General features: G+C 35.1%; 22 protein-coding genes and 1 pseudogene. 7 read left to right on the plus strand and 16 right to left on the minus strand.

Translation table 11 applies throughout. The features are described from left to right. Positions 1-116: 116 nt before the first annotated feature. From GXK58_RS23455 to GXK58_RS23465, 4 genes are all read right to left on the minus strand, one after another. Positions 117-572: a CBO0543 family protein gene (locus tag GXK58_RS23455; protein ID WP_160725602.1), complete on the minus strand. Its 456-nt coding sequence runs from the start codon at positions 570-572 to the stop codon at positions 117-119. Between the two features lie 133 nt (positions 573-705). Further along, the gene (locus tag GXK58_RS27785) at positions 706-1,224 is read right to left on the minus strand and encodes a CBO0543 family protein (protein WP_442862498.1); all 519 of its coding nucleotides are present in this window, start codon (positions 1,222-1,224) and stop codon (positions 706-708) included. Positions 1,225-1,385: 161 nt separating this feature from the next. Then, positions 1,386-2,366: an NADPH:quinone reductase gene (locus GXK58_RS23460; RefSeq protein WP_160725603.1), complete on the minus strand. Its 981-nt coding sequence runs from the start codon at positions 2,364-2,366 to the stop codon at positions 1,386-1,388. A 169-nt stretch (positions 2,367-2,535) separates the two neighbouring features. Then, positions 2,536-3,084, minus strand: a complete 549-nt coding sequence (locus tag GXK58_RS23465) for a hypothetical protein (protein ID WP_160725604.1) — start codon at positions 3,082-3,084, stop codon at positions 2,536-2,538. 356 nt (positions 3,085-3,440) lie between these two features. Here GXK58_RS23465 and GXK58_RS23470 point away from each other — a divergent pair, with 356 nt between their 5' ends. Continuing rightward, positions 3,441-3,704 (plus strand): hypothetical protein, encoded by a 264-nt coding sequence (locus GXK58_RS23470; RefSeq protein ID WP_160725605.1) that lies wholly within the window; start codon positions 3,441-3,443, stop codon positions 3,702-3,704. A 225-nt stretch (positions 3,705-3,929) separates the two neighbouring features. Here the strand turns inward: GXK58_RS23470 and GXK58_RS23475 are convergent, their stop codons facing one another. From GXK58_RS23475 to GXK58_RS23485, 3 genes are all read right to left on the minus strand, one after another. Continuing rightward, on the minus strand, positions 3,930-4,253 hold the full coding sequence (locus tag GXK58_RS23475) for a hypothetical protein (RefSeq protein ID WP_160725606.1): 324 nt from the start codon (positions 4,251-4,253) through the stop codon (positions 3,930-3,932). A 294-nt stretch (positions 4,254-4,547) separates the two neighbouring features. Beyond that, positions 4,548-4,733, minus strand: coding sequence for a hypothetical protein (locus GXK58_RS23480; RefSeq protein WP_160725607.1), 186 nt, complete (start codon positions 4,731-4,733; stop codon positions 4,548-4,550). 205 nt (positions 4,734-4,938) lie between these two features. Further along, positions 4,939-5,778 carry an HAD family hydrolase gene (locus tag GXK58_RS23485; protein ID WP_160725608.1) on the minus strand — a complete coding sequence of 280 codons (840 nt, stop codon included), beginning with the start codon at positions 5,776-5,778 and terminating at the stop codon, positions 4,939-4,941. A gap of 111 nt (positions 5,779-5,889) precedes the next feature. Here GXK58_RS23485 and GXK58_RS23490 point away from each other — a divergent pair, with 111 nt between their 5' ends. Continuing rightward, positions 5,890-6,036, plus strand: a complete 147-nt coding sequence (locus tag GXK58_RS23490; protein WP_202171443.1) for a hypothetical protein — start codon at positions 5,890-5,892, stop codon at positions 6,034-6,036. Positions 6,037-6,234: 198 nt separating this feature from the next. On the opposite strand, the gene GXK58_RS23495 is transcribed toward GXK58_RS23490, so the two are convergent. After that, on the minus strand, positions 6,235-6,768 hold the full coding sequence (locus GXK58_RS23495; RefSeq protein WP_202171444.1) for a YczE/YyaS/YitT family protein: 534 nt from the start codon (positions 6,766-6,768) through the stop codon (positions 6,235-6,237). Positions 6,769-7,289: 521 nt separating this feature from the next. Between GXK58_RS23495 and GXK58_RS23500 the strand changes: the two genes are divergently transcribed. The 3 genes from GXK58_RS23500 to GXK58_RS23510 are packed head-to-tail and all read left to right on the plus strand — an operon-like array spanning position 7,290 to position 11,086. Continuing rightward, the gene (locus GXK58_RS23500) at positions 7,290-8,720 is read left to right on the plus strand and encodes a spore germination protein (RefSeq protein ID WP_237389762.1); all 1,431 of its coding nucleotides are present in this window, start codon (positions 7,290-7,292) and stop codon (positions 8,718-8,720) included. 18 nt (positions 8,721-8,738) lie between these two features. Further along, on the plus strand, positions 8,739-9,827 hold the full coding sequence (locus GXK58_RS23505) for a GerAB/ArcD/ProY family transporter (RefSeq protein WP_160725609.1): 1,089 nt from the start codon (positions 8,739-8,741) through the stop codon (positions 9,825-9,827). After that, the gene (locus tag GXK58_RS23510) at positions 9,824-11,086 is read left to right on the plus strand and encodes a Ger(x)C family spore germination protein (RefSeq protein ID WP_160725610.1); all 1,263 of its coding nucleotides are present in this window, start codon (positions 9,824-9,826) and stop codon (positions 11,084-11,086) included. The genes GXK58_RS23505 and GXK58_RS23510 overlap by 4 nt, the downstream gene beginning before the upstream one ends. 281 nt (positions 11,087-11,367) lie before the next feature. Here the strand turns inward: GXK58_RS23510 and GXK58_RS23515 are convergent, their stop codons facing one another. From GXK58_RS23515 to GXK58_RS23540, 6 genes and pseudogenes are all read right to left on the minus strand, one after another. After that, on the minus strand, positions 11,368-11,823 hold the full coding sequence (locus tag GXK58_RS23515) for a C40 family peptidase (RefSeq protein WP_160725611.1): 456 nt from the start codon (positions 11,821-11,823) through the stop codon (positions 11,368-11,370). A 253-nt stretch (positions 11,824-12,076) separates the two neighbouring features. Next, a pseudogene (gene fosM / locus GXK58_RS23520) lies at positions 12,077-12,507 on the minus strand (FosM family fosfomycin resistance protein). A gap of 207 nt (positions 12,508-12,714) precedes the next feature. Then, the gene (locus GXK58_RS23525; protein WP_160725612.1) at positions 12,715-13,116 is read right to left on the minus strand and encodes a DUF1801 domain-containing protein; all 402 of its coding nucleotides are present in this window, start codon (positions 13,114-13,116) and stop codon (positions 12,715-12,717) included. Positions 13,117-13,296: 180 nt separating this feature from the next. After that, complete coding sequence (locus tag GXK58_RS23530) at positions 13,297-13,839, minus strand: CBO0543 family protein (protein ID WP_160725613.1); 543 nt, start codon at positions 13,837-13,839, stop codon at positions 13,297-13,299. A gap of 213 nt (positions 13,840-14,052) precedes the next feature. Further along, positions 14,053-14,208: a hypothetical protein gene (locus GXK58_RS23535; RefSeq protein WP_160725614.1), complete on the minus strand. Its 156-nt coding sequence runs from the start codon at positions 14,206-14,208 to the stop codon at positions 14,053-14,055. Between the two features lie 85 nt (positions 14,209-14,293). Then, positions 14,294-14,608 carry a putative quinol monooxygenase gene (locus GXK58_RS23540; protein ID WP_160725615.1) on the minus strand — a complete coding sequence of 105 codons (315 nt, stop codon included), beginning with the start codon at positions 14,606-14,608 and terminating at the stop codon, positions 14,294-14,296. Between the two features lie 247 nt (positions 14,609-14,855). Between GXK58_RS23540 and GXK58_RS23545 the strand changes: the two genes are divergently transcribed. Then, positions 14,856-15,068, plus strand: a complete 213-nt coding sequence (locus GXK58_RS23545) for a hypothetical protein (protein WP_160725616.1) — start codon at positions 14,856-14,858, stop codon at positions 15,066-15,068. Between the two features lie 490 nt (positions 15,069-15,558). Here the strand turns inward: GXK58_RS23545 and fabF are convergent, their stop codons facing one another. Continuing rightward, positions 15,559-16,797 (minus strand): beta-ketoacyl-ACP synthase II, encoded by a 1,239-nt coding sequence (gene fabF, locus GXK58_RS23550; RefSeq protein ID WP_160725617.1) that lies wholly within the window; start codon positions 16,795-16,797, stop codon positions 15,559-15,561. A 119-nt stretch (positions 16,798-16,916) separates the two neighbouring features. Here fabF and GXK58_RS23555 point away from each other — a divergent pair, with 119 nt between their 5' ends. Further along, a complete protein-coding gene (locus GXK58_RS23555) occupies positions 16,917-17,765 on the plus strand; it encodes a helix-turn-helix transcriptional regulator (protein WP_160725618.1) in 849 nt (282 codons plus the stop codon). 192 nt (positions 17,766-17,957) lie between these two features. On the opposite strand, the gene GXK58_RS23560 is transcribed toward GXK58_RS23555, so the two are convergent. Continuing rightward, positions 17,958-18,395 (minus strand): VOC family protein, encoded by a 438-nt coding sequence (locus GXK58_RS23560; protein WP_160725619.1) that lies wholly within the window; start codon positions 18,393-18,395, stop codon positions 17,958-17,960. Positions 18,396-18,470 lie beyond the last annotated feature (75 nt).

Raw genomic sequence — 18,470 nt, forward strand, 5'->3', positions numbered from 1 at the left:
TACTCGACGGGAATCCCACCCGTTATATGATACGACCTAGGCTCGGCCGCACACCCACCCTTTAGTTAAAATTTAATCCTTCACAATCTAAATAGAAATAAACATGGGACTGCATCCTAAATCTGATTGATTAGTCTCCGAACGAACCTTAAATTAATCAGAAGTATTAAAAATATTATTGGATAAGCAATAGCGGAATACCAAAGCTTCCACCCATTCTGATAATAAAACTTAGTATGTAGACAAAACCATTCAAAAGCAAGTGAAAAAACGGTCCAAGCTAAGATGTAAAATATCTTTCCTCCTTTATTGCTTTTTAAAGGGTAAAGATTAAGAAACAAAACACTTATAGAAGGAAAATACATAAATATCGCTATAAGTCCCAGCCATTGAAATCCTTCTTCAAAATATCCATACAAATTATAATGAAGGTCTAATATCATATCTACTGTAACACCATAGGTAAAGGCAAAAAAAGAAGTAGCGTAAATTTCTATTTTATTCAGCTTTTTTGGTATCAAAATTGCTGCTAAGTTAAAGATGCCAAAAGCTAGAAATACGAGTTTCCACATAAGTATTTCCCCTTCATTTAATCATTTTTTTGATTATATATCACATCCATAAAAAAACTAGTTCAGTCATAAAAACCCCTACCGTTCGACAAGAAAAAACGCAACAGATGTCACTCTTACCCAAATATATGGATTAGTGTTCAGGCAAAGGAACGTGAAAATAAATGACAAAAAAGGCCGTAAATACAAATGAAACAATCCATGCTGAAATCGGCTTAGAGTAATGAAACCTTAACATACTAACCATTAGGAAATTAAAAGCAATTGACCACCAGTAATTCCAACCATGATGATATGTTATATTTTCAGTTAAATACATTACTCCTTCTATATTACAAAGAATAAATCCCCATAATATTATATATCCCATTTGCTTCCTCATGGACTTGGGTAAGTGGGAAAGAAACAATATTATAATGCAAGGAAATATTATAAAAGCTGCCACTAATACGGAAAATGTTCTATCAAGTAAAAAATTTTCACTCTCCATCTTCCAAAGAAAATAATGCCCGTCAACAAAAAAATTATATAAAAGCTGATTTACAATCATATATAAAATAGTGGGGTAGTATTTCTCCCAGTTTTTGAAATCGCCCCATTTCCAGCAACAAAGTAAAAGGATTAAACACAATGCAGTACGCAAAAGAAGCACCTAATTTCACTTTTTTATTAATATCTGTGTAAAAGTTCAGATTCATACGAAGGATAAAGGGAAAGCCAATGGCTTTCCCTTTATTTTTTCGTTTATATAACGTATCCGTCTTCTGCTTCAAGCAGCAAAGCATACAGCTCAACAAGAGGATCGTTTCCTCACTAGTCAATTGTTAAAACAAGTTTCCCATTTCCTATCCCTTTTTCTATCTGTTCAAAGCCCTTTGACACTTGCTGAAGCGGTAAAGTTGTACCAATCACCGGACGAAGTGCCCCACTTGTCAGCATGCCAGTTACACCATAAATGCTTTGTTCATATTCATCTTGCGGTGCATTCCAAAGAGCTGTAGCTAAAATATCACATTCCTTTTGCATGGCAAGACGAGGATTTATTTCGATTGAACCACGATTTCCAATAATGACAATTTTACCGAATGGTGCAATCAGTTTTAAATCTGTTTCTAAATTCTTATTTGCTAAAAACTCAATAATAACATCCGGTCCCTTGCCACCCATTAAGGCTAGCACCTCTTCAATCGTTGCTTCTGTCACATGATCAATAACAAAATCCGCACCGGCTTCCTGGACCAGTTTCTTACCCTCGTGTTTACTTGCCGTTCCAATCACTATAGCACCATGAGCTTTCGCCATTTGCACAGCCTGTAATCCAACCCCGCCACTGGCTCCATGAATAAGAAGGGTTTGCCCTGGCTTCAAACAAGCACGTTGAAATAATGCACGATAGGCTGTTAATGCAGGGACCCCTAATGCTGCACCTTGTTCAAAGGACACCTTTTCTGGTAAAGGATGAACCGAAGTTGCATCACATACTACTTTTTGAGCAAATGTACCTGTAGTTTTACCTCCCATTAAGGACGCAATAAATACACGATCACCCACACGAACATTGGTGACTTCTTCTCCAATCGCTTCCACGATCCCCGCACCGTCTAAGCCTGGCGTATAGGGCAACTCAGGTATACTAAACGCATATGTACCTGTTAAGGTGTATGTATCACTAGGATTGACACCCGCGGCATATAATCGAACACATACCTCTCCCTTTCCTGCTGCTATTTCCTCAACGTCGGTAAATACTAATTTCTCTGGCCCGCCAAATTGTGTAACTTGAATTGCTTTCATGTTAACAACCTCCTCGTAGTTATTATATATCTAAATCCATCATTCACAGTAATATCAAGATTTGAAATTCTAGGATTGCTAAATCTGACTCCGGTTAAGTATGATTATTCACCATGTAAACAAACCAGATGGTTATTCTCCATCTGGTTTCGGCTTAAATCTCCTAAGTTTATAAAAAAGAATGAATTAAAAATAGAACTGCAAAAGTAACACCAGACCGCAAATGCCACTTCCTGTCCATTCTTTGATATCGAAACAGTCCAGATATTGGAACTGGAAGCAGCACTAGCAAGGAAAGCAATCCACTTATATTATTAAAATCAAATTTGAAACCGTGCATAAAGACAGCTACCGTATGCAAGATAATAAAAGCGATGCCGATAATTGCTACTGGAGTATGCCATCTGCGGGCAAAGCGCAGCAAGGTGGACAACCACTTTTTTACCTTTGCTTGACCTTTCAGCATAGGAAGCCTAATAACACGAAGAAGCACATAATAAGCAAGTACAAAAAATAAGGCAATTCTTGCATTGGAGCCAAAACCTTTAAATGTATGTTCGAACTGCCTGCTGTGCAGAGTGGCTAATGAAAGCTGTAATAGTCCCTTAACTTCCCATAACATTATTAAAGCAACTAAAATAATTGCCACGATTACCCATAATCTTTCCTTTTTAGGAATCAATTCTTGTTTTTGGACCTTGTTTTCACTTGTAACCATTGATTTATCCTCCTATACCTATGAGTAGTATGGACACTACAATCCTGTTTTTTTCAATATAAAAAAACTTTTAGATTCTTAACTTTGTCAATGTCACCGAATCTCTATCTCTTACTTAAGTAATCGAGCTTCCTTTTCTTTAAGTACAATTTACCACGAAAAATGACTTCATTTTCCATATTCATGTATTCTTAATAATTAATTAATGAAAACAATAGGTTTATAATGTGCATACTAAATTGATATTTATTCAAACGTAAAAACTCTAACCTTCTAACATGTATAAAAAGCCTGAAAATGATACCGTTTAATAATTGGATTAAAGGGTATAAACATATTGAGGAGGTTGAAATATAATGTTAAATAAGATTGTGGGCACATTAGCCATAGGCGGAGCCGCTTACCTGTTGAGGAATGAGGAATCTCGCACTAAAGTTATAAATCAACTGAAAAGCATGGCTTCTCCAGAAAATATTGAAAAGATAAAGAACCAAATTCGATCATTTACCACCCAAAACGTAAAAGAGAATTCTGACCAGTCGAAGCTATTAGAGTCGCTTTCAGACCCAGCATTCCCAGATTACGCAACAACGACAAGGGCTGAAGTGGAACGTCCCTAATTTGAAATCCTGTAGAGTTCAAATTAAAAAAGGAATCAGTTGAATGACTGTTTCCTTTTTTGTTAATGGTATAGAAAATAGACCGAGTTTAATCTCGGTCTATTTGATTTACTGTTCAATTAATGCATTGTTCATTTAATAAGAAGTTTTATGCATTTGATTTACTCTTAAAGATCTCCTCATCGTTTACCCATTCGCAATGAGATTGAGTTCGTTATAATTTAATCATCTTAACGTATCATTGTCACCACGATTTTCAATTTGTTGTAATATCCAGGGATTATCTCCTTTTTTTGAGTAACTTGAAAAATAAGTCTTATTTACCTCAATCAAGTTCCAGACCATTGGTTCTTGGACCATTATTTTTATTTCATTCTTTCCTTTCATACTGTTGGGGTCATAGGCTATTATCCATGCTTCTTTATAATCCTTTGAATGTGCCTTTTTAACCACATACAATTCGGAAGATATTGATCTAAAGGGACCTCCACAAGCAGTAACAACCAATAGGAAAATTAAAAAAACTAATAAACTAGGGATCTTTTTCATCGTTCACCACCAATGATCCTTTCTGAAATTAATCAACAACCAATCACAAAACACACTGCGAAACAGAAAATCGAAAGTGCAACTAAGTTATTTTTCATATATACGCCCCTATATCTATTTATATATATATTCTTCAACTTTCTTAATAAAGCCTTCCTGAGTAATCTGCTCCGTTATCAAAACAAGCAAAAAAAAGACCGCCGCAGCGATCCTTCTTTAACTCATACACCGGATGTAAAAAGAAAAAAAATATGATTTGATTGTTAAAAAAGGGAAAAGTTCCAGTAATCTTATTTATAAAAGTCCTTTTTCCTCATATAAAATTTCTCCTGAAGGTAATCCCTTATCATCATAAATTAAATCTTTATACAGTTTTCGAACTAAACTTTTCATTTCCTCAGGAGAATAAGCTATTACGACAGCCTGTTCTTCCTGATCATTTCCCGTGATTGTTACATAATACCTCGTTCTTGTTCGCATTTAGAAATCGCCTCAGTATGAAAAGATTGTGTTACTCTCCATATACCCACCAAGTATGCTGGTTAAACAAATTTCGTTAAGTATTGACAATAGTCGCGATTATTTTTTATAGAAATTGAAAACTACTAATATTTTACAATCTTACTTCTCTTTTTCATTAACCTGCCTTAAAATAATAAAAAAAAGAGGCATCTGATTTTTCTTCTTATATCAACCCATACTTCTTAAAACTATTATAGATGCCATTTTGATCATGAGATTCGGTTACATCATCTGCTACTTTCTTGACCGCTTCGTGAGCATTTCCCATCGCAATACCATACTGAACATATTCTAGCATTTCCAAATCGTTCAGACTGTCACCGTAGGCAAAGGTATGTTCTTTCCTTATGTTAAAATGCTCAATCACCTTCATAATGGCGGTTGATTTGTTAATACCTAGAATAGATAACTCCCCACCATCCTTTTTAAATGCGGACACAGTGTTAGGAATAATCGTGAATATCGATTCGAATTCTTGTGCTATTCTTTCAAAGGGTAAAGAATCGGAACCAAAAAAAACAATCTTATTGACATTTTCCCGAATCAACTCTTCTCCCTCAATTAACATCTCATAGAAGGGCATGAATCCTTTTTCAATTTCTTCTTTAAAATCAGGTTTATCCAGTAAGTATCTTTCTATATCAGAAAGCATTCGCTTCTTTGCGTTTTTGCTGGAAAATGTACCCTCATTCGATTCCAGAAAGAAGTCGATTTCATGTGTATCAAAAAACTCCACAAGATGCTGGACGTTCTCTTTTTTAATTTTCTCATGAAATAATATGTTATCCCCGATTTCGATGTAACCACCTGCCGCTCCAATAATGCCATCAAAACCAACCTCTATGATTTCAGGGAATATAATGTTCCTAGACCTGCCTGTACAGATAAATACCAGATGACCGTTTTCTCTAGCCTTGCGAACAGCAAGTGCCGCTGATTCAGGAATGACCCCATTATCATTCATTAATGTTCCGTCAATATCCAAGAAAATAATTTTTTTCAAAGGTTTCACCTACTAAATATTATTTATAATTTCTATGATCTCTACAGTGTATTTTAACATATCTTATTAAACTATAATCACCATCAGCAAAACTCGCTCCGTAGCAAGGGTATGCAAAGCATTTCACATGATTTAAAAGCACCGGTGATGGTCATTATGAGTTATGCGCAAGCCATCATTGATGGAATTTATGATGATTCTCCGGAACATTCAGCGATCATTATCAAGAATGAAGCGATCCGGCTTGAAAAAAATTAAACAGGTCTTGTATTTGAACACGCTTGATTATGTATTGGAAAATGAGAAAGAACAAGACGAAGTTTATCTTTATAAATTACTCCCCTATCTCGTGTCTAATTCCCAAAAAAACAGGACGTCTCTTGAGCCCTTTTGGGGTACTTGTGACGTCTTATTTTCCCGATTTTTTAGTTTACATAATAATGTTATGGTCTTCGATTACATTGCTTTTGCTCTTGCTTTTACTGTATCAGCTACACTCTCATGCTTAATGTTTTTTACATCAAAACGTAATAATTTAAAAATGAATTGCAGAATAAGTCCAATACCAAAGACAGATATTACTGTGCCCACGCCAACCTTTGCACCTAACAGCCAGCCAATAATAAGGACGGTACATTCTATTAAACTTCTTATTACACCAATGGGTACTTTTGGCATACGTTTTCCAAGTGCAACCATTAGTGCATCGCGGGGTCCACAACCGAGGGATGCACCAATATAAAAATAGCTTCCAACGCAGATAACAACTTGCCCTATGAGGAGCATTAGTACACCAAGCCAAAAGTTGGTCATCAAGGGAACAATATCTGCAAATTGAATCAAATCTACAAACTTTCCTATTAGTATAGCGTTAAGAAATGTACCAAATCCAATTTTTTCTTTAAACGCAAAATCAATTGCAATGATAACAAAGCCAGAAATGACAACGATATTACCATATGATAGATGGGTCAGATAAGCCCCCCCCATACTGAATGCTTCCCAAGGGGCTAATCCTATGTTAGCCTGTATACTTAAAAAAGAGCCGAGTGCATATAAAAAAAGTCCAAATATCAACCTAATTGTTCTTTTTACATAGTTATTTATAGTAGAATCCCCCTTTCTATTCATGAAATAGAAGCATAACAATATTTACATCTTAATTTGTTATGTTCAATATTTATGCTTGCCATTCTGCAAGAAACTGCATTGCATCACCTTCACTATAGCGGAAAGATTACTGTGCTTTGAGTTGTTTGTCAAGTATTTCTTGCAATAATGCTTTATTTGAGTAAAAAGGGTTCCTAATGGAAAAAATATTCAATGCATCTACGGTATCCGTTTGGATTTCAAAAATAACTGATCATTTATTTCCTATTAAAAATCCTAGGGTGTGTATGAATATTGTGAAAATCCCTTTCCTTAAAAACAACCAATCATCTTTTAAAAACAACCAGCAATTTACTTCTCGAAATGATAAATCATCCGAATATGAGTATTTTACTGGAGACTTGGAAATTGACGAAGAAAGAATGGAACAAATATATAATTTTCCTGAAAATGTGGATTTGATTGTTAGGAAGTTTAAAATTGAATCCATTGGGAAGAAAGGCGTTTTATTTTCTGTACCTTCAATATCCGATTCTTATGTTATTGAAGAAGAAATCATCAAACCTTTATTATCTAGCAGTACCAACTCAAAAGACATTCCTTCCATGGTCAGTGTTAGTTCTATCAATGAGACTAAAGAGGTTAAAGAAGCAGTTAAATCCCTGAATATAGGAGAAACTCTCCTCCTATTAGAAGGTTCTAGAACTGTTTATCTTTTTAGAACATCTTCTGTTCAGGGTAGAAGTATCGAAAAACCACAAAATGAAACTACTTTATTTGGTCCTAAAGAGTCTTTTATCGAACGTGTGGATGCTAACATTTCATTAGTTCGAAAGAAAATTAGAAGTGAAGATTTTATTGTAGAAAAACTTATTGTTGGCTCACGTTCTAATAATGAAGTATATGTCCTTTACAATAAAAGCCTCGTCAACGATAAAATTTTAAAAGAAGTAAAGAAAAGAATTACGGCTATAGACAAGGATTCAGTTCAAAATCTTGATTTACTTGCTCAATTAATAGAGGAAAGAAAAAAAAGTCTATTTCCTACCGTCTTACAAACAGAACGACCTGATCGCGCAGCTTCATTTCTTGAAGACGGGTTTATCGTTTTACTAATGAATAATTCTCCTACTTGTTTAATCGCACCGGCCACTTTTTGGTCCTTTTTTCATTCTGCAGATGACCACTACTTGCGTTTTTTAAACGGGAATTTTACAAGGTTCCTCAGAATGTTGGCGATTTTTATTACATTGTTTACTCCCTCTATTTATATCGCCATTACGAATTATCATATTGAAATGATTCCTATCGACTTATTATTAGCCATTGCAGGTGCTCGTGAAATGGTGCCATTTCCTGCAATCGTAGAACTTCTTATTATGGAAACAGCATTTGAATTAATTCGCGAGGCTGGAATCCGAGTTCCTACACCAATTGGCCCCACCATTGGCATTGTTGGTGCACTTATTCTAGGTCAAGCTGCTGTTGAAGCAAATGTGGTTAGCCCTATTGTGGTAATCGTTGTAGCATTAACCGGTCTTTCCTCATTTGCCATTAGTGATGTTAATTTAAATTATGCTCTGCGAATTACGAGGTTTGGATTTTTGTTATCCGCAAGTTTGTTCGGAATTTTTGGCATGATTTTGTGTTTCATCTTTGGTTTATCCTATTTGTCGGTTTTTAAATCTTTTGGTGCACCTTATTTTGCTCCGTTGGCACCAAGGTACAAATCTTCTGGGGATACTTTATTACGAAAAGTGATTTCAAGTGAACGATTTAGACCTGGTTTCGTCAAACCAAAAGACCAAAAAAAACAAGCTCAAAATAAGTAATATAGGGGTCAAATCATTATGAGAGAAAAAGACCAAATCGGTTTAAGGGAAATGTTTAGTTTGTTGGCTATCACTATTGGTTTGAAGGGGACAGATATTACAGCCTCTGTCATTATTGGAAGCAGCATAAATGCTGCTTGGATCGTTATTGTGGGTTCATTTATATGTATATGTCCTTCTTTATTCATCTTAAATAAAATCTTAAAAAAACAGCAATCCAAAACCCTTTTAGATATCATTCGAATAGGTTTTGGAAAATATCTCTCATTTGCTTTTTTGTTTATGTTTTTTATTTATTTGTTAATCAACGTTTCTACTGACAGCAGAAGTTACGTCGATCAATTGCTTACCATGAATTTACCGAAAACCCCTTTATTCGCTTTATTTTCCCTTTTTTTATTCGTTTGCATGTGGTGCGCTAAAAAGGGCTGGGAATCATTGGGCTACCTTGCTTGGATGATTTATCCTTATGTGATCATCGCTTGTGGTCTTTTATTCTTTTTATTGGCGAAAGAAGAATCTCCTATGAGAATATTTCCTTTGATAGGCCCCGGACTCCCAACTTTAGCAAAACAAAGTTTTCATTTCGGTTCTACGTTCGCAGAACTTTTTGCTGTATCTATGATGTATCCATATATAAAGGACCACAAAACCTATACGAAAGGCATTGTTATTTCTTCAGCCTATTGCGTGGCTCTTGTTGTCTTATTTCATATTAGCTATACACTTGCCTTTGATTTTAGAAGTGCTGATAAAATCACCTATCCTTTCAGTGAAGCAACAAGACTGGTTTCTGTCGGAACAGTAATCACAAATGTGGAGACTTTCTTTTTAACATTCTGGGCGGTATGCGTGGTTATTAAATTTGCTGTATCCATTTACTTTTTATCTAAATTATTTGGGTTTTTGTTTCAAATTGAGGAATTTGAACACTTGATTTTCCCTTTAACCATCCTTATCCTTATTGTTGGCATGATTCCTGAAAATGAGATTTATAACATTTTCGAGGTTCGTAACTTTATGTTTTATTTAGGAACATCTATTTACATTCTTCTGCCTCTATCTCTATGGACAGTCTTAAAAGTCAAGGAGGTTTTAAATAAATGATACCGGGAAAACTCTTAATTTTTATGGTTTTCTCTGTTTTTCTTCTTTCTGGATGTTGGGATAAAAAAGAGTTAGAACAGATGTCTTATACGGTTGTCATTGGGTTGGATGTGCCTAAAAATGTAGACTTAAATAAAGAACAAGCTGTTGATGTTACGTTTCAATTAGCAAACCCCAAAATGAACATTAAAGGTGCTCCCGTAGATGAAGAACATCCTGAAAGGAACATCGTTACTTTGACTGCACCCGACATCGTGACTGCTAAAAATATGGCAAATTCGTCTATTACAAGACAGATTTCCTTTAGTCATTCTAGAGCGATCATTGTATCGGAAGAACTGGCAAAGAAGGATGTTTTTTATCAATTTTTAGGTTCTGTCCTTAAGGAAAGGGAAATAAGAAGGGAAACAAGTTTAATTATTACAAAAGGGAAAGCTTCTGAATTTATTAGAAACAATAAACCCGAACTATTGATTAGACCCCATAAATATTATCAATTTATGATCGAACGTTCGGTAGAAACCGGTATGGTGCCAGAATCCACCCTTAATCGTTTAATGGCTATTACAGATGGTGATGCTGATGTTTTTTTAGCTATTTATGGGGATGTAAATAAGAAAAGCGGCAACAATGAGTTTAACCAGGAAGACCACTACACGGCCGGCCGTGTTCCTAAAGAAGGAGGAAACTCCATTCAGCTAATGGGTTCTGCTGTTATTAAGGAAGGAAAAATGATTGGAACGTTAACTGGAGAAGAGACCCGCAGCGCTATATTTCTTGATAATACATCCAAAGTGGAAGACATGTTTGTCAGTTATACAGATCCATTACATAAAAAATTCAAAGTTGCTATGAGATTAAAGAAAAAAAACCACACCAAAGTGAAGGTCTATCGTCGGAATGGACCAATCAAAATTACTGCACATGTACCAATTGAAGCAGAATTGCTGTCTGTGCCAAGTTTTGAAGATTACGCTCATGACATAAAAAAACAAACGATTTTAAAAAAAATGCTGGAAAAAGAAATACAGAAACACATGATGAATGTTGTAATTAAATCCCAAAGGGAATTTAAATCCGATCCATTTTATTGGTCGTTATATGCTAGACCATTGTTCTGGACCGTTAAGGAATATGAAAAATGGGATTGGACTCATAAAAGATACCCTTTTGCTGATATCGATATTAAGGTAGACGTAGAAATTACAGGATTCGGAAAGCAAATGAAAGAATCCGAAATGGATAAGGTGAGGGATTAATGCATATGATCTTTTGGTCTATTATAGGCTTGGGAACGTTATATAGTTTTTATTATGCTTACTATTTATTCAAAGAAAAAAAGAACTCGTCAGCTGTAGGCTTGATTTTTCTTGGGCTTTTAATCAGTGGTTTATCCTTTTTTGTTCGGTTAAAGTAGCTTCTCTTTCAATCAAAACATTAACGAGAAATGTTATTAACCGCGTTTTCTTATAAACGCGGTTTCATTATAGGATTTATCTTCGTCTGTTAAAAGAAAAAAGACCATCGTCATCGATGATCTTTATACTCGCTTTGCTCCAATATATCTAGCATGCCAATATGGGTTGCTTGTGTTGGTGATAATGACACCTTTTGATGAGGATGCCATGATCATTTTCCCGTACCCGATATAGATCGCAACATGCGTTGGGGCACTTACTTTGGACGGTCCATAGAACAGTAAGTCACCTATCTGCAAATTAGATGGCCGATATCCGTTTCCATAGTACATTTGGGCAGCTGTGCGATTTAGTGTTCTTCCCGCTTTTCCGTATGAATACTTCACAAGACCTGAACAGTCAAATCCACTTGGCGACATCCCGCCCCATCGGTAAGGAACTCCGATATTAGATTTCGCAATTGAAATGGCAGCTGTATGATAATTATAAGTTGCTGCTTCCGCTTTTTCACCCTTGGCGGCGAACAAAGAGCCACAAGAAGCTAAAATAGTAAAGGCTACGATAAATTTCTTTAGCATGATTGTTTCCTCCTAGTGTGATTTGATAGGTTCACTATACTAGAAAGGTATGACATACTCATCACAGAAATATGTTAATTTCATTACAATATTATTTTAATATACTTTTTGATAATAAAAAAGCCGCCTATTATGGCAGCCGTTCTTCAAAGTACGCAAAACAAAAACCTTCTTATTTGAAGGTTATCTAATTCGTTTCTTTAACGTGTACTTCACAATTTTCGATAAACAGTTTTTAATCCAACATAAATTATTAATTGTAAAACTCCATATGTGACTTTTCCTTTTTATAATAATTCAGCCTATCTTGTAGAGTACCTGTATGAAATTCAAACTTATGATCATCAGGGTCTGTAAAGTAAATGGATTTTTTATCTCTTTCGTCTCTTCGACGACCTGAAAGGATGTTTACATTCAATCCCCCAAGTTTACGGTACATATCATCAAATTCGACTTCTTCTATTGTAAATGCAATATGAGTGTATGACTGGCTGATTTCATTGCGGACAATATTTGTTTCTTCATTAAGGGCAAGCCATATACCATTCAAATCAAAATAAGCTGTACTTCTGCCCTAGACAACAACCTTGCATTAAACACATTTTTATAAAACTCTATCGATTTCTCCAAATTTGATACAGAAAATAAAAAATGATTAAGACCTTTTACCGAACATAATAACACCTCAAAAGGAAGTTTTTTGTAGTTCCATCATACAAAGGAAACAAACTTTATTGAAGTATTCTGCTCATTAATAAAAAAAGAAAAGAGTCGCACCCATTAGGAATAAGAAAATTTCATTTTTCAAATCTAACTAACGTTTTTTCAGATATTTCTGTCGGGTTCAATATCAGATTAATTGGAAGGTTTACTCACCCTCTCGACTCTCAGTTATTTTTTAGTTAATACGTCTGCATCGGCCCAGGCCTGTCGAATCAATTCTACCAATTCATCAGTGCCTGCTTCCACTACTGTCCTTACTTTGATATGACGCATACGTTTACCGGTGCCTTCTAACCGTTTTTTTGGGTCAAGAAGATTTGCCCCGAAGAAAAAACCCAACCTTACATAATTTCTTTGAGCTGAAATGTAGCAGATCCACGTACCTGGTGATTCAGGCAATTTGTAGTTGAGGGCATTATGATACACAAATTCATATGCACCTGGCATGTTTGCCTTGGCGACAGATCGTAATACTTCAATGATTTCTCTAATCTGGGTAGGGAAGCTTTCAATAAGCATCTCAACGGTTTGTACTTTGGAAGTGGTCGGGCCAAAAACCGTGTTTTCCATCACATTACCTCCCTTAACAGATAAATAGTGTTTATGTAAATTTTATTCCGTTATGTAGTAAAAAAGTAAAAGGTATGCTTAGAGATCTAACTGATCTACTGAAACATCTAAAGTATATTTCTTCACATACTTACTCTCGCAAATGACATCATAAAATTATCCAAAATACATTGGTAATGGTTAAAATGTTTTACGTTTACTTATCCAATCCGCACATAGATAAATTATTAAATATATCGGAAAAGAATATATATACTTCCAATGTACCATCGTATAAAATCCAATGAGTTGAAATAATGGTTCTCCTACGAACGATACTAAGGAACTATAAACTATTGCCTTTTTAAATGGCGATATTTGAGGTTTAAATTGCATAAAAATTGTCATTGATACAGGAAACATACAAAAATCCCAAGGAATATAGGAAGGAATTGTAGGTAATATCTTGCTTGGGTAATACCATAGCCCTAACACTACACCAATAAAGTCTAACCAAGAAGTTATTATAATTATAAAAAATGCTGAAAACATATAACGTGCAGTAGTTTCTTTCTGTCTAAGTTGCAACCAAATAATCCAGGGAATGATTGTTAAACCAAAGGATAACCACCAATCCCAATGGAATAAGGTATGCTCCTTCCAAAAGTGAAAATATTTATCATTAGCATCATCCACTTCTTTATAAAAGTTTCTTACTATTTCTTTTTTTTTCTCAGGACTCAATCTTTATACCTTCTTTTAAATGGTTAATACTAATATAATCCCCTGCCTATTTAAAATAAGTCAAAATATTTTGCGTTCTTTTTTTAACTAACCTGTCATTTGATTGGAAGAATCAAAAAAGAACTGATGCAATGATCATCATTATAGACCGACCATTTAAGTACTTTTATTAATGGATAACGTCCTTGTTCTTTTTTAAGGAACCTATTAACATTAATTATTAAGCTGTTTTTTTATTTCTTTCAGTTCGCTCCTTAAAGCCTTAACTTGCTTTGAATTATCAATGCCAGCACTAACTGCATAAGCAATTATAAGAAATAGGACGACTAAACCAATAAACCCGTAAAATAAAGTAAAAATAATTCCCATAACTTTGTCACCCCGATATAAATATATTACTTTAACATTACCATAAAACGGTAAAATGGGTGACATAAAATTTGGTTTTCTTAAATTAACTCGAAGAAATACCCTTCCCACCCCTTGTTTTTAGGGTAGTGATTCTTTCCATTCCGGTTATGATTGGTTTTGCACGCCTTATTAATGTTTGTGTAGCTTCAAGAGTTAGAGAAGCTTGATGGGCATTTTCATTACTCCAAACTTCATAAACATAAACAGAATTTGGTTCACTTTCAGAAATATTTACGAGATATATCTCACAGTCATCAAGATTCTTCATTGATTCTGCTGCTTCCAACAAGATATCTACCATTGTGTCACGTTCGCCTTCTTGTACCATGAATTTGCCAAACAAACTGAATTTGTCCATTATGTTCCTCCTTTATTTTAGGCCCGTTAATTGTTTCTACAACCGAACTCTGTTTTCCTATTATTTCCATAAATAAAAATTAATAAAGCCCCTTTTACTACCTGCTTCGTTAGTTCAACAAGATTTAAGCTTAAGTATTTGTAGATTCAATGAAAAATATATGAATCTGGCGAAAAACTCTTTTCAATTTAAGTTTTAATTGATATTATTCCTATTAATAAAGTAGGAATAGTAGGTGTTTGTAAAAATGTCTTTGTATGACAAATTACCAAGTGATTTTTTGATTCAATTTTATTATGAAGTGAAGAAAATGATTACAAAAGGAATAGTTTCTAAAAATATGTATTATGAATTAGGACTAATAATTGCAGCTGCTTCTAGAAGAGGGATCCTGTTGGATAAGCCCAATGATCTTGAACAACATATTGTCCACGAATTATTAATGGATTTAGGTAACTAACTATAATACCACTATGATTGAATAAAACAAAAGGTGCACTCGTTAGAGAGCACCTTTTGTTACATCCACATATCCCAATAAAGTTGTAAAGGTATGTCTTACCTATTTCCGCCAAACAAGCCTTAATAATATTAGCAATTCTGAGAGCTACAAAGGTCCTTCAGGACGGCTAATAATTGCTGCTTTAACTTGCGCACTCATGTCTGTACTTGTAAAACGTGTGCCGAGTGATTATTCACAAATTGTAAAATTATTCTATTTTTTTAGAATTAGCCTTTTTTAAATTCATATTTATATTTCTCTGCCCACTTTAAAAGAGCTTAATTTATTATAAATAGTTTTTTAACTAATCAATATACAAGAGTCACCCTTTTAACCGTCCTTTAACCACTGGTTAATGCGTCTTCATAACTAAAGAATCTAAACCGTATAATGCTATTTTTCTTTTAAAGCGTATTGTTGATTTTCTATCCAATTTTTAAATTTATTTTTACATTTCATATTTTTTCAAAGCAATGACAGCATTATGCCCGCCGAACCCAAATGAATTGGAGAGACCTATTTGGGGATTTGTTTGTCGGGCTATATTTGGTACAAAATCTAAATCACATAAGGGATCGGTTTTTTCTAAGTTAATAGTGGGAGGAATAATGCCCTCCTGCAGGCTTTTTGCTAATGCAATAGCTTCAACTCCGCCAGCTGCTCCTAATAAATGGCCTGTCATCGACTTATTTGCAGTAACAGGTATTCTGTATGCCTGTTCGCCAAACAATTTTTTTATAGCTATTGTTTCAGATATGTCACCTATCTTAGTACTTGTTGCATGAGCACTGATCATATCAACATCATCAATAGTAATGGACGCATCTTTTAAAGCCATTTTCATTGCTAGATATGCTCCTCTACCTTCTGGATGAGTGGAAACCATGTGATAGGCATCAGAACTAGCACCGTATCCAATTACTTCAGCATAAATTTGTGCTTTTCTTTGTAAAGCATGTGTTAAAGATTCAAGTATTAAGATTCCTGCCCCTTCAGACATGACAAATCCATCTCTATCCGAATCAAAGGGACGACTAGCAACACTTGGGTCATCATTCCGTGAAGACAAAGCAGTTGCATTTTCAAAACTGGCTAATGACAATTCTGTTACGGCAGCTTCCGCCCCACCGGCAAATGCAATATCAACGAAACCATACCGAATTGTTCTGAATGCCTCACCAATAGCTGTATTTCCAATTGCACATGCGGAGACCGGTGCCATGGCAGGACCCAATGCACCATATTTAATACTGATTTGTGCCGAAGCCGCATTTGCAATCATTGCTGGAACCAACGCTGGGCTTACCCTTTGCGGTCCTCTTTCTCGAAGAATATCAATATTTTTAGTTAACGTCTCTATTCCGCCGATTCCTGAACCAACATATACACCAAGACGCTCTAAATCAATTTCCGTAGAGTTTAGTTTGGAATCGTTCCATGCTTGTTCAGCTGCAGCAAGAGAGAATTGACAGAATCGATCCATACGCCTAGCATCTTTCTGACCAAGTAGATCTTCAGCATTAAAATCCTTAACTAGTCCAGCAATTTTGGTTTTATGTTTACTTACATCAAATGTATGAATGTAAGATATTCCAGATCTGCCTTCGGTTAAATTCTTCCAAAAATTTTCAACATTGTTTCCTAAGGGTGACACAACACCCATTCCTGTAATCACAACTCGTTCCATCGTTATTCCCCCTCGTAATGATTATCTCTATTTTCACACTGGATTTATCCTATTACAAGTTGTTGTTTATCATAGTATAATCAGTAATACGATAATGGGTTTACGATAGGAGGATTGTGATGAATAGCAAAACTAGATTAGAAGCCCTATCGGAATTTTTAAAGTCAAAACGTGCAAATATACAACCTCAATCAGTAGGATTACCAACGGGAACTCGACGGAGAACTCCTGGTCTAAGGAGGGAGGAAGTAGCCCAGTTAGCGGGAGTGAGCACCACCTGGTATACATGGCTGGAACAAGGACGAGATATTAAGGTTTCGTCTTCTGTACTAGATTCGATTGCCTCTGCCCTACAATTAAATAATGATGAACGAAAGTATTTATACGATTTAGCTTTAGAGGTAAACACTAATGTGTATAAACAAGACGTTTTACAAACAAAAATTTCCCCTTCTTTAGAAAAAATTTTAACAGAATTAAAATATTGCCCTACTCTGATCACTGACCGGCATTTCCAAATCGTTGGCTGGAATCCTGCAGCAGCCTATGTTTTCTTGGATTTCGAACAAATTCCTATTGAACAGAGAAACTTAATCCGCTTAGTGTTTACTAGGAAAGAATTGAGGACTCTAGCTGTCAATTGGGAGCATTTTGTGAAAGGCTTCCTTTCCATCTTCCGGGTATATTATGGACAATATATGGGGGATGAATGGTACACTCAATTTCTCGAGGAAATGACTAATCTTAATCCAGAGTTTCGGTCTCTGTGGCAGGAAAATCAGGTAAATATGGCTCCCGAGGTTTTAATTGAATTTAGACATTCGAAAGCAGGTAAAATGATTTTTAATTTATCTTCGTTACAAGTTCATGGTACTACGGATTTTTGGTGCAGCATTTATACTCCTGTCGAGGGTTCCTCTACTGAAGAAAAATTAAAGAAGTTGATGAAAAAAGATGAAAAAGGTTAATTTTAGCGCTGAAAGTTGACCTAATTGATATGGTAAAAGGGGGACTAAAGCCTCCCCCTTTTTTGCTATTTGATGTGTTAATTAACTTTTCTACCTCAAAACCAATCCCGTTATTCTGCCACTTCTTTAATTAACGCACTCTAGAGTTTAAGAGGAATCTTTAAGTTGGAAATCTAAAGTCCCATTCCATATTTATCTGATTTTCTCCGCCAACTCTAAAATAATTCCTTCTGGACCACGAACGTAGCATAACTTATAACTTTCTTCATATTGCTGTATTTCACTAAAGATTTCAGTGCCATTCTTTTTCAATTTTTCAACAATGGCTTCAATATCATCAACAGCAAAACAAATATGTCGTATACCCAGCGTATTTGCAAAAGGTTGCTGAATTTCTATTTCACCTGACGGCGAATAATATTTAACTAACTCTATCCATGCCTGACCATCTGGCATTCCCATTCCTACACATGCCGTTTTAACATCATTAAGCCCAACTATTCTGTCCAACAGTTCTCCATCCAATTCCCATTCCGCTTGCACTTCAAGTCCTAAATCAAGAAAAAACGCTTTAGACTCTGAAAGATCATTTACGTTTATACTCACATGATCTATTCTATTGATCCTCATATCTCATACCTCCTATGTTCCCGTTATTTTCAATACCTTTATTCGTGTTAGGTTTGTTTGTTATTCTATTTCGCT

This window comes from Bacillus sp. USDA818B3_A, assembly GCF_009928415.1.
Taxonomy (GTDB): Bacteria; Bacillota; Bacilli; order Bacillales; family Cytobacillaceae; genus Neobacillus.

What these genes read in the sequence shown, in the direction of transcription:
- GXK58_RS23475 (WP_160725606.1), bottom strand. Translation starts at nt 4,253, where the DNA reads ATGAAAAAGATCCCTAGTTTATTAGTTTTTTTAATTTTCCTATTGGTT.
- GXK58_RS23515 (WP_160725611.1), bottom strand. Translation starts at nt 11,823, where the DNA reads ATGCTAAAGAAATTTATCGTAGCCTTTACTATTTTAGCTTCTTGTGGC.
- GXK58_RS23535 (WP_160725614.1), bottom strand. Translation starts at nt 14,208, where the DNA reads ATGGGAATTATTTTTACTTTATTTTACGGGTTTATTGGTTTAGTCGTC.
- GXK58_RS23545 (WP_160725616.1), top strand. Translation starts at nt 14,856, where the DNA reads ATGTCTTTGTATGACAAATTACCAAGTGATTTTTTGATTCAATTTTAT.
- GXK58_RS23540 (WP_160725615.1), bottom strand. Translation starts at nt 14,608, where the DNA reads ATGGACAAATTCAGTTTGTTTGGCAAATTCATGGTACAAGAAGGCGAA.
- GXK58_RS23555 (WP_160725618.1), top strand. Translation starts at nt 16,917, where the DNA reads ATGAATAGCAAAACTAGATTAGAAGCCCTATCGGAATTTTTAAAGTCA.
- GXK58_RS23505 (WP_160725609.1), top strand. Translation starts at nt 8,739, where the DNA reads ATGAGAGAAAAAGACCAAATCGGTTTAAGGGAAATGTTTAGTTTGTTG.
- GXK58_RS23525 (WP_160725612.1), bottom strand. Translation starts at nt 13,116, where the DNA reads ATGGAAAACACGGTTTTTGGCCCGACCACTTCCAAAGTACAAACCGTT.
- GXK58_RS23490 (WP_202171443.1), top strand. Translation starts at nt 5,890, where the DNA reads ATGCAAAGCATTTCACATGATTTAAAAGCACCGGTGATGGTCATTATG.
- fabF (WP_160725617.1), bottom strand. Translation starts at nt 16,797, where the DNA reads ATGGAACGAGTTGTGATTACAGGAATGGGTGTTGTGTCACCCTTAGGA.
- GXK58_RS23460 (WP_160725603.1), bottom strand. Translation starts at nt 2,366, where the DNA reads ATGAAAGCAATTCAAGTTACACAATTTGGCGGGCCAGAGAAATTAGTA.
- GXK58_RS23470 (WP_160725605.1), top strand. Translation starts at nt 3,441, where the DNA reads ATGTTAAATAAGATTGTGGGCACATTAGCCATAGGCGGAGCCGCTTAC.
- GXK58_RS23510 (WP_160725610.1), top strand. Translation starts at nt 9,824, where the DNA reads ATGATACCGGGAAAACTCTTAATTTTTATGGTTTTCTCTGTTTTTCTT.
- GXK58_RS23455 (WP_160725602.1), bottom strand. Translation starts at nt 572, where the DNA reads ATGTGGAAACTCGTATTTCTAGCTTTTGGCATCTTTAACTTAGCAGCA.
- GXK58_RS23560 (WP_160725619.1), bottom strand. Translation starts at nt 18,395, where the DNA reads ATGAGGATCAATAGAATAGATCATGTGAGTATAAACGTAAATGATCTT.
- GXK58_RS23480 (WP_160725607.1), bottom strand. Translation starts at nt 4,733, where the DNA reads ATGCGAACAAGAACGAGGTATTATGTAACAATCACGGGAAATGATCAG.
- GXK58_RS23465 (WP_160725604.1), bottom strand. Translation starts at nt 3,084, where the DNA reads ATGGTTACAAGTGAAAACAAGGTCCAAAAACAAGAATTGATTCCTAAA.
- GXK58_RS23495 (WP_202171444.1), bottom strand. Translation starts at nt 6,768, where the DNA reads ATGGGGGGGGCTTATCTGACCCATCTATCATATGGTAATATCGTTGTC.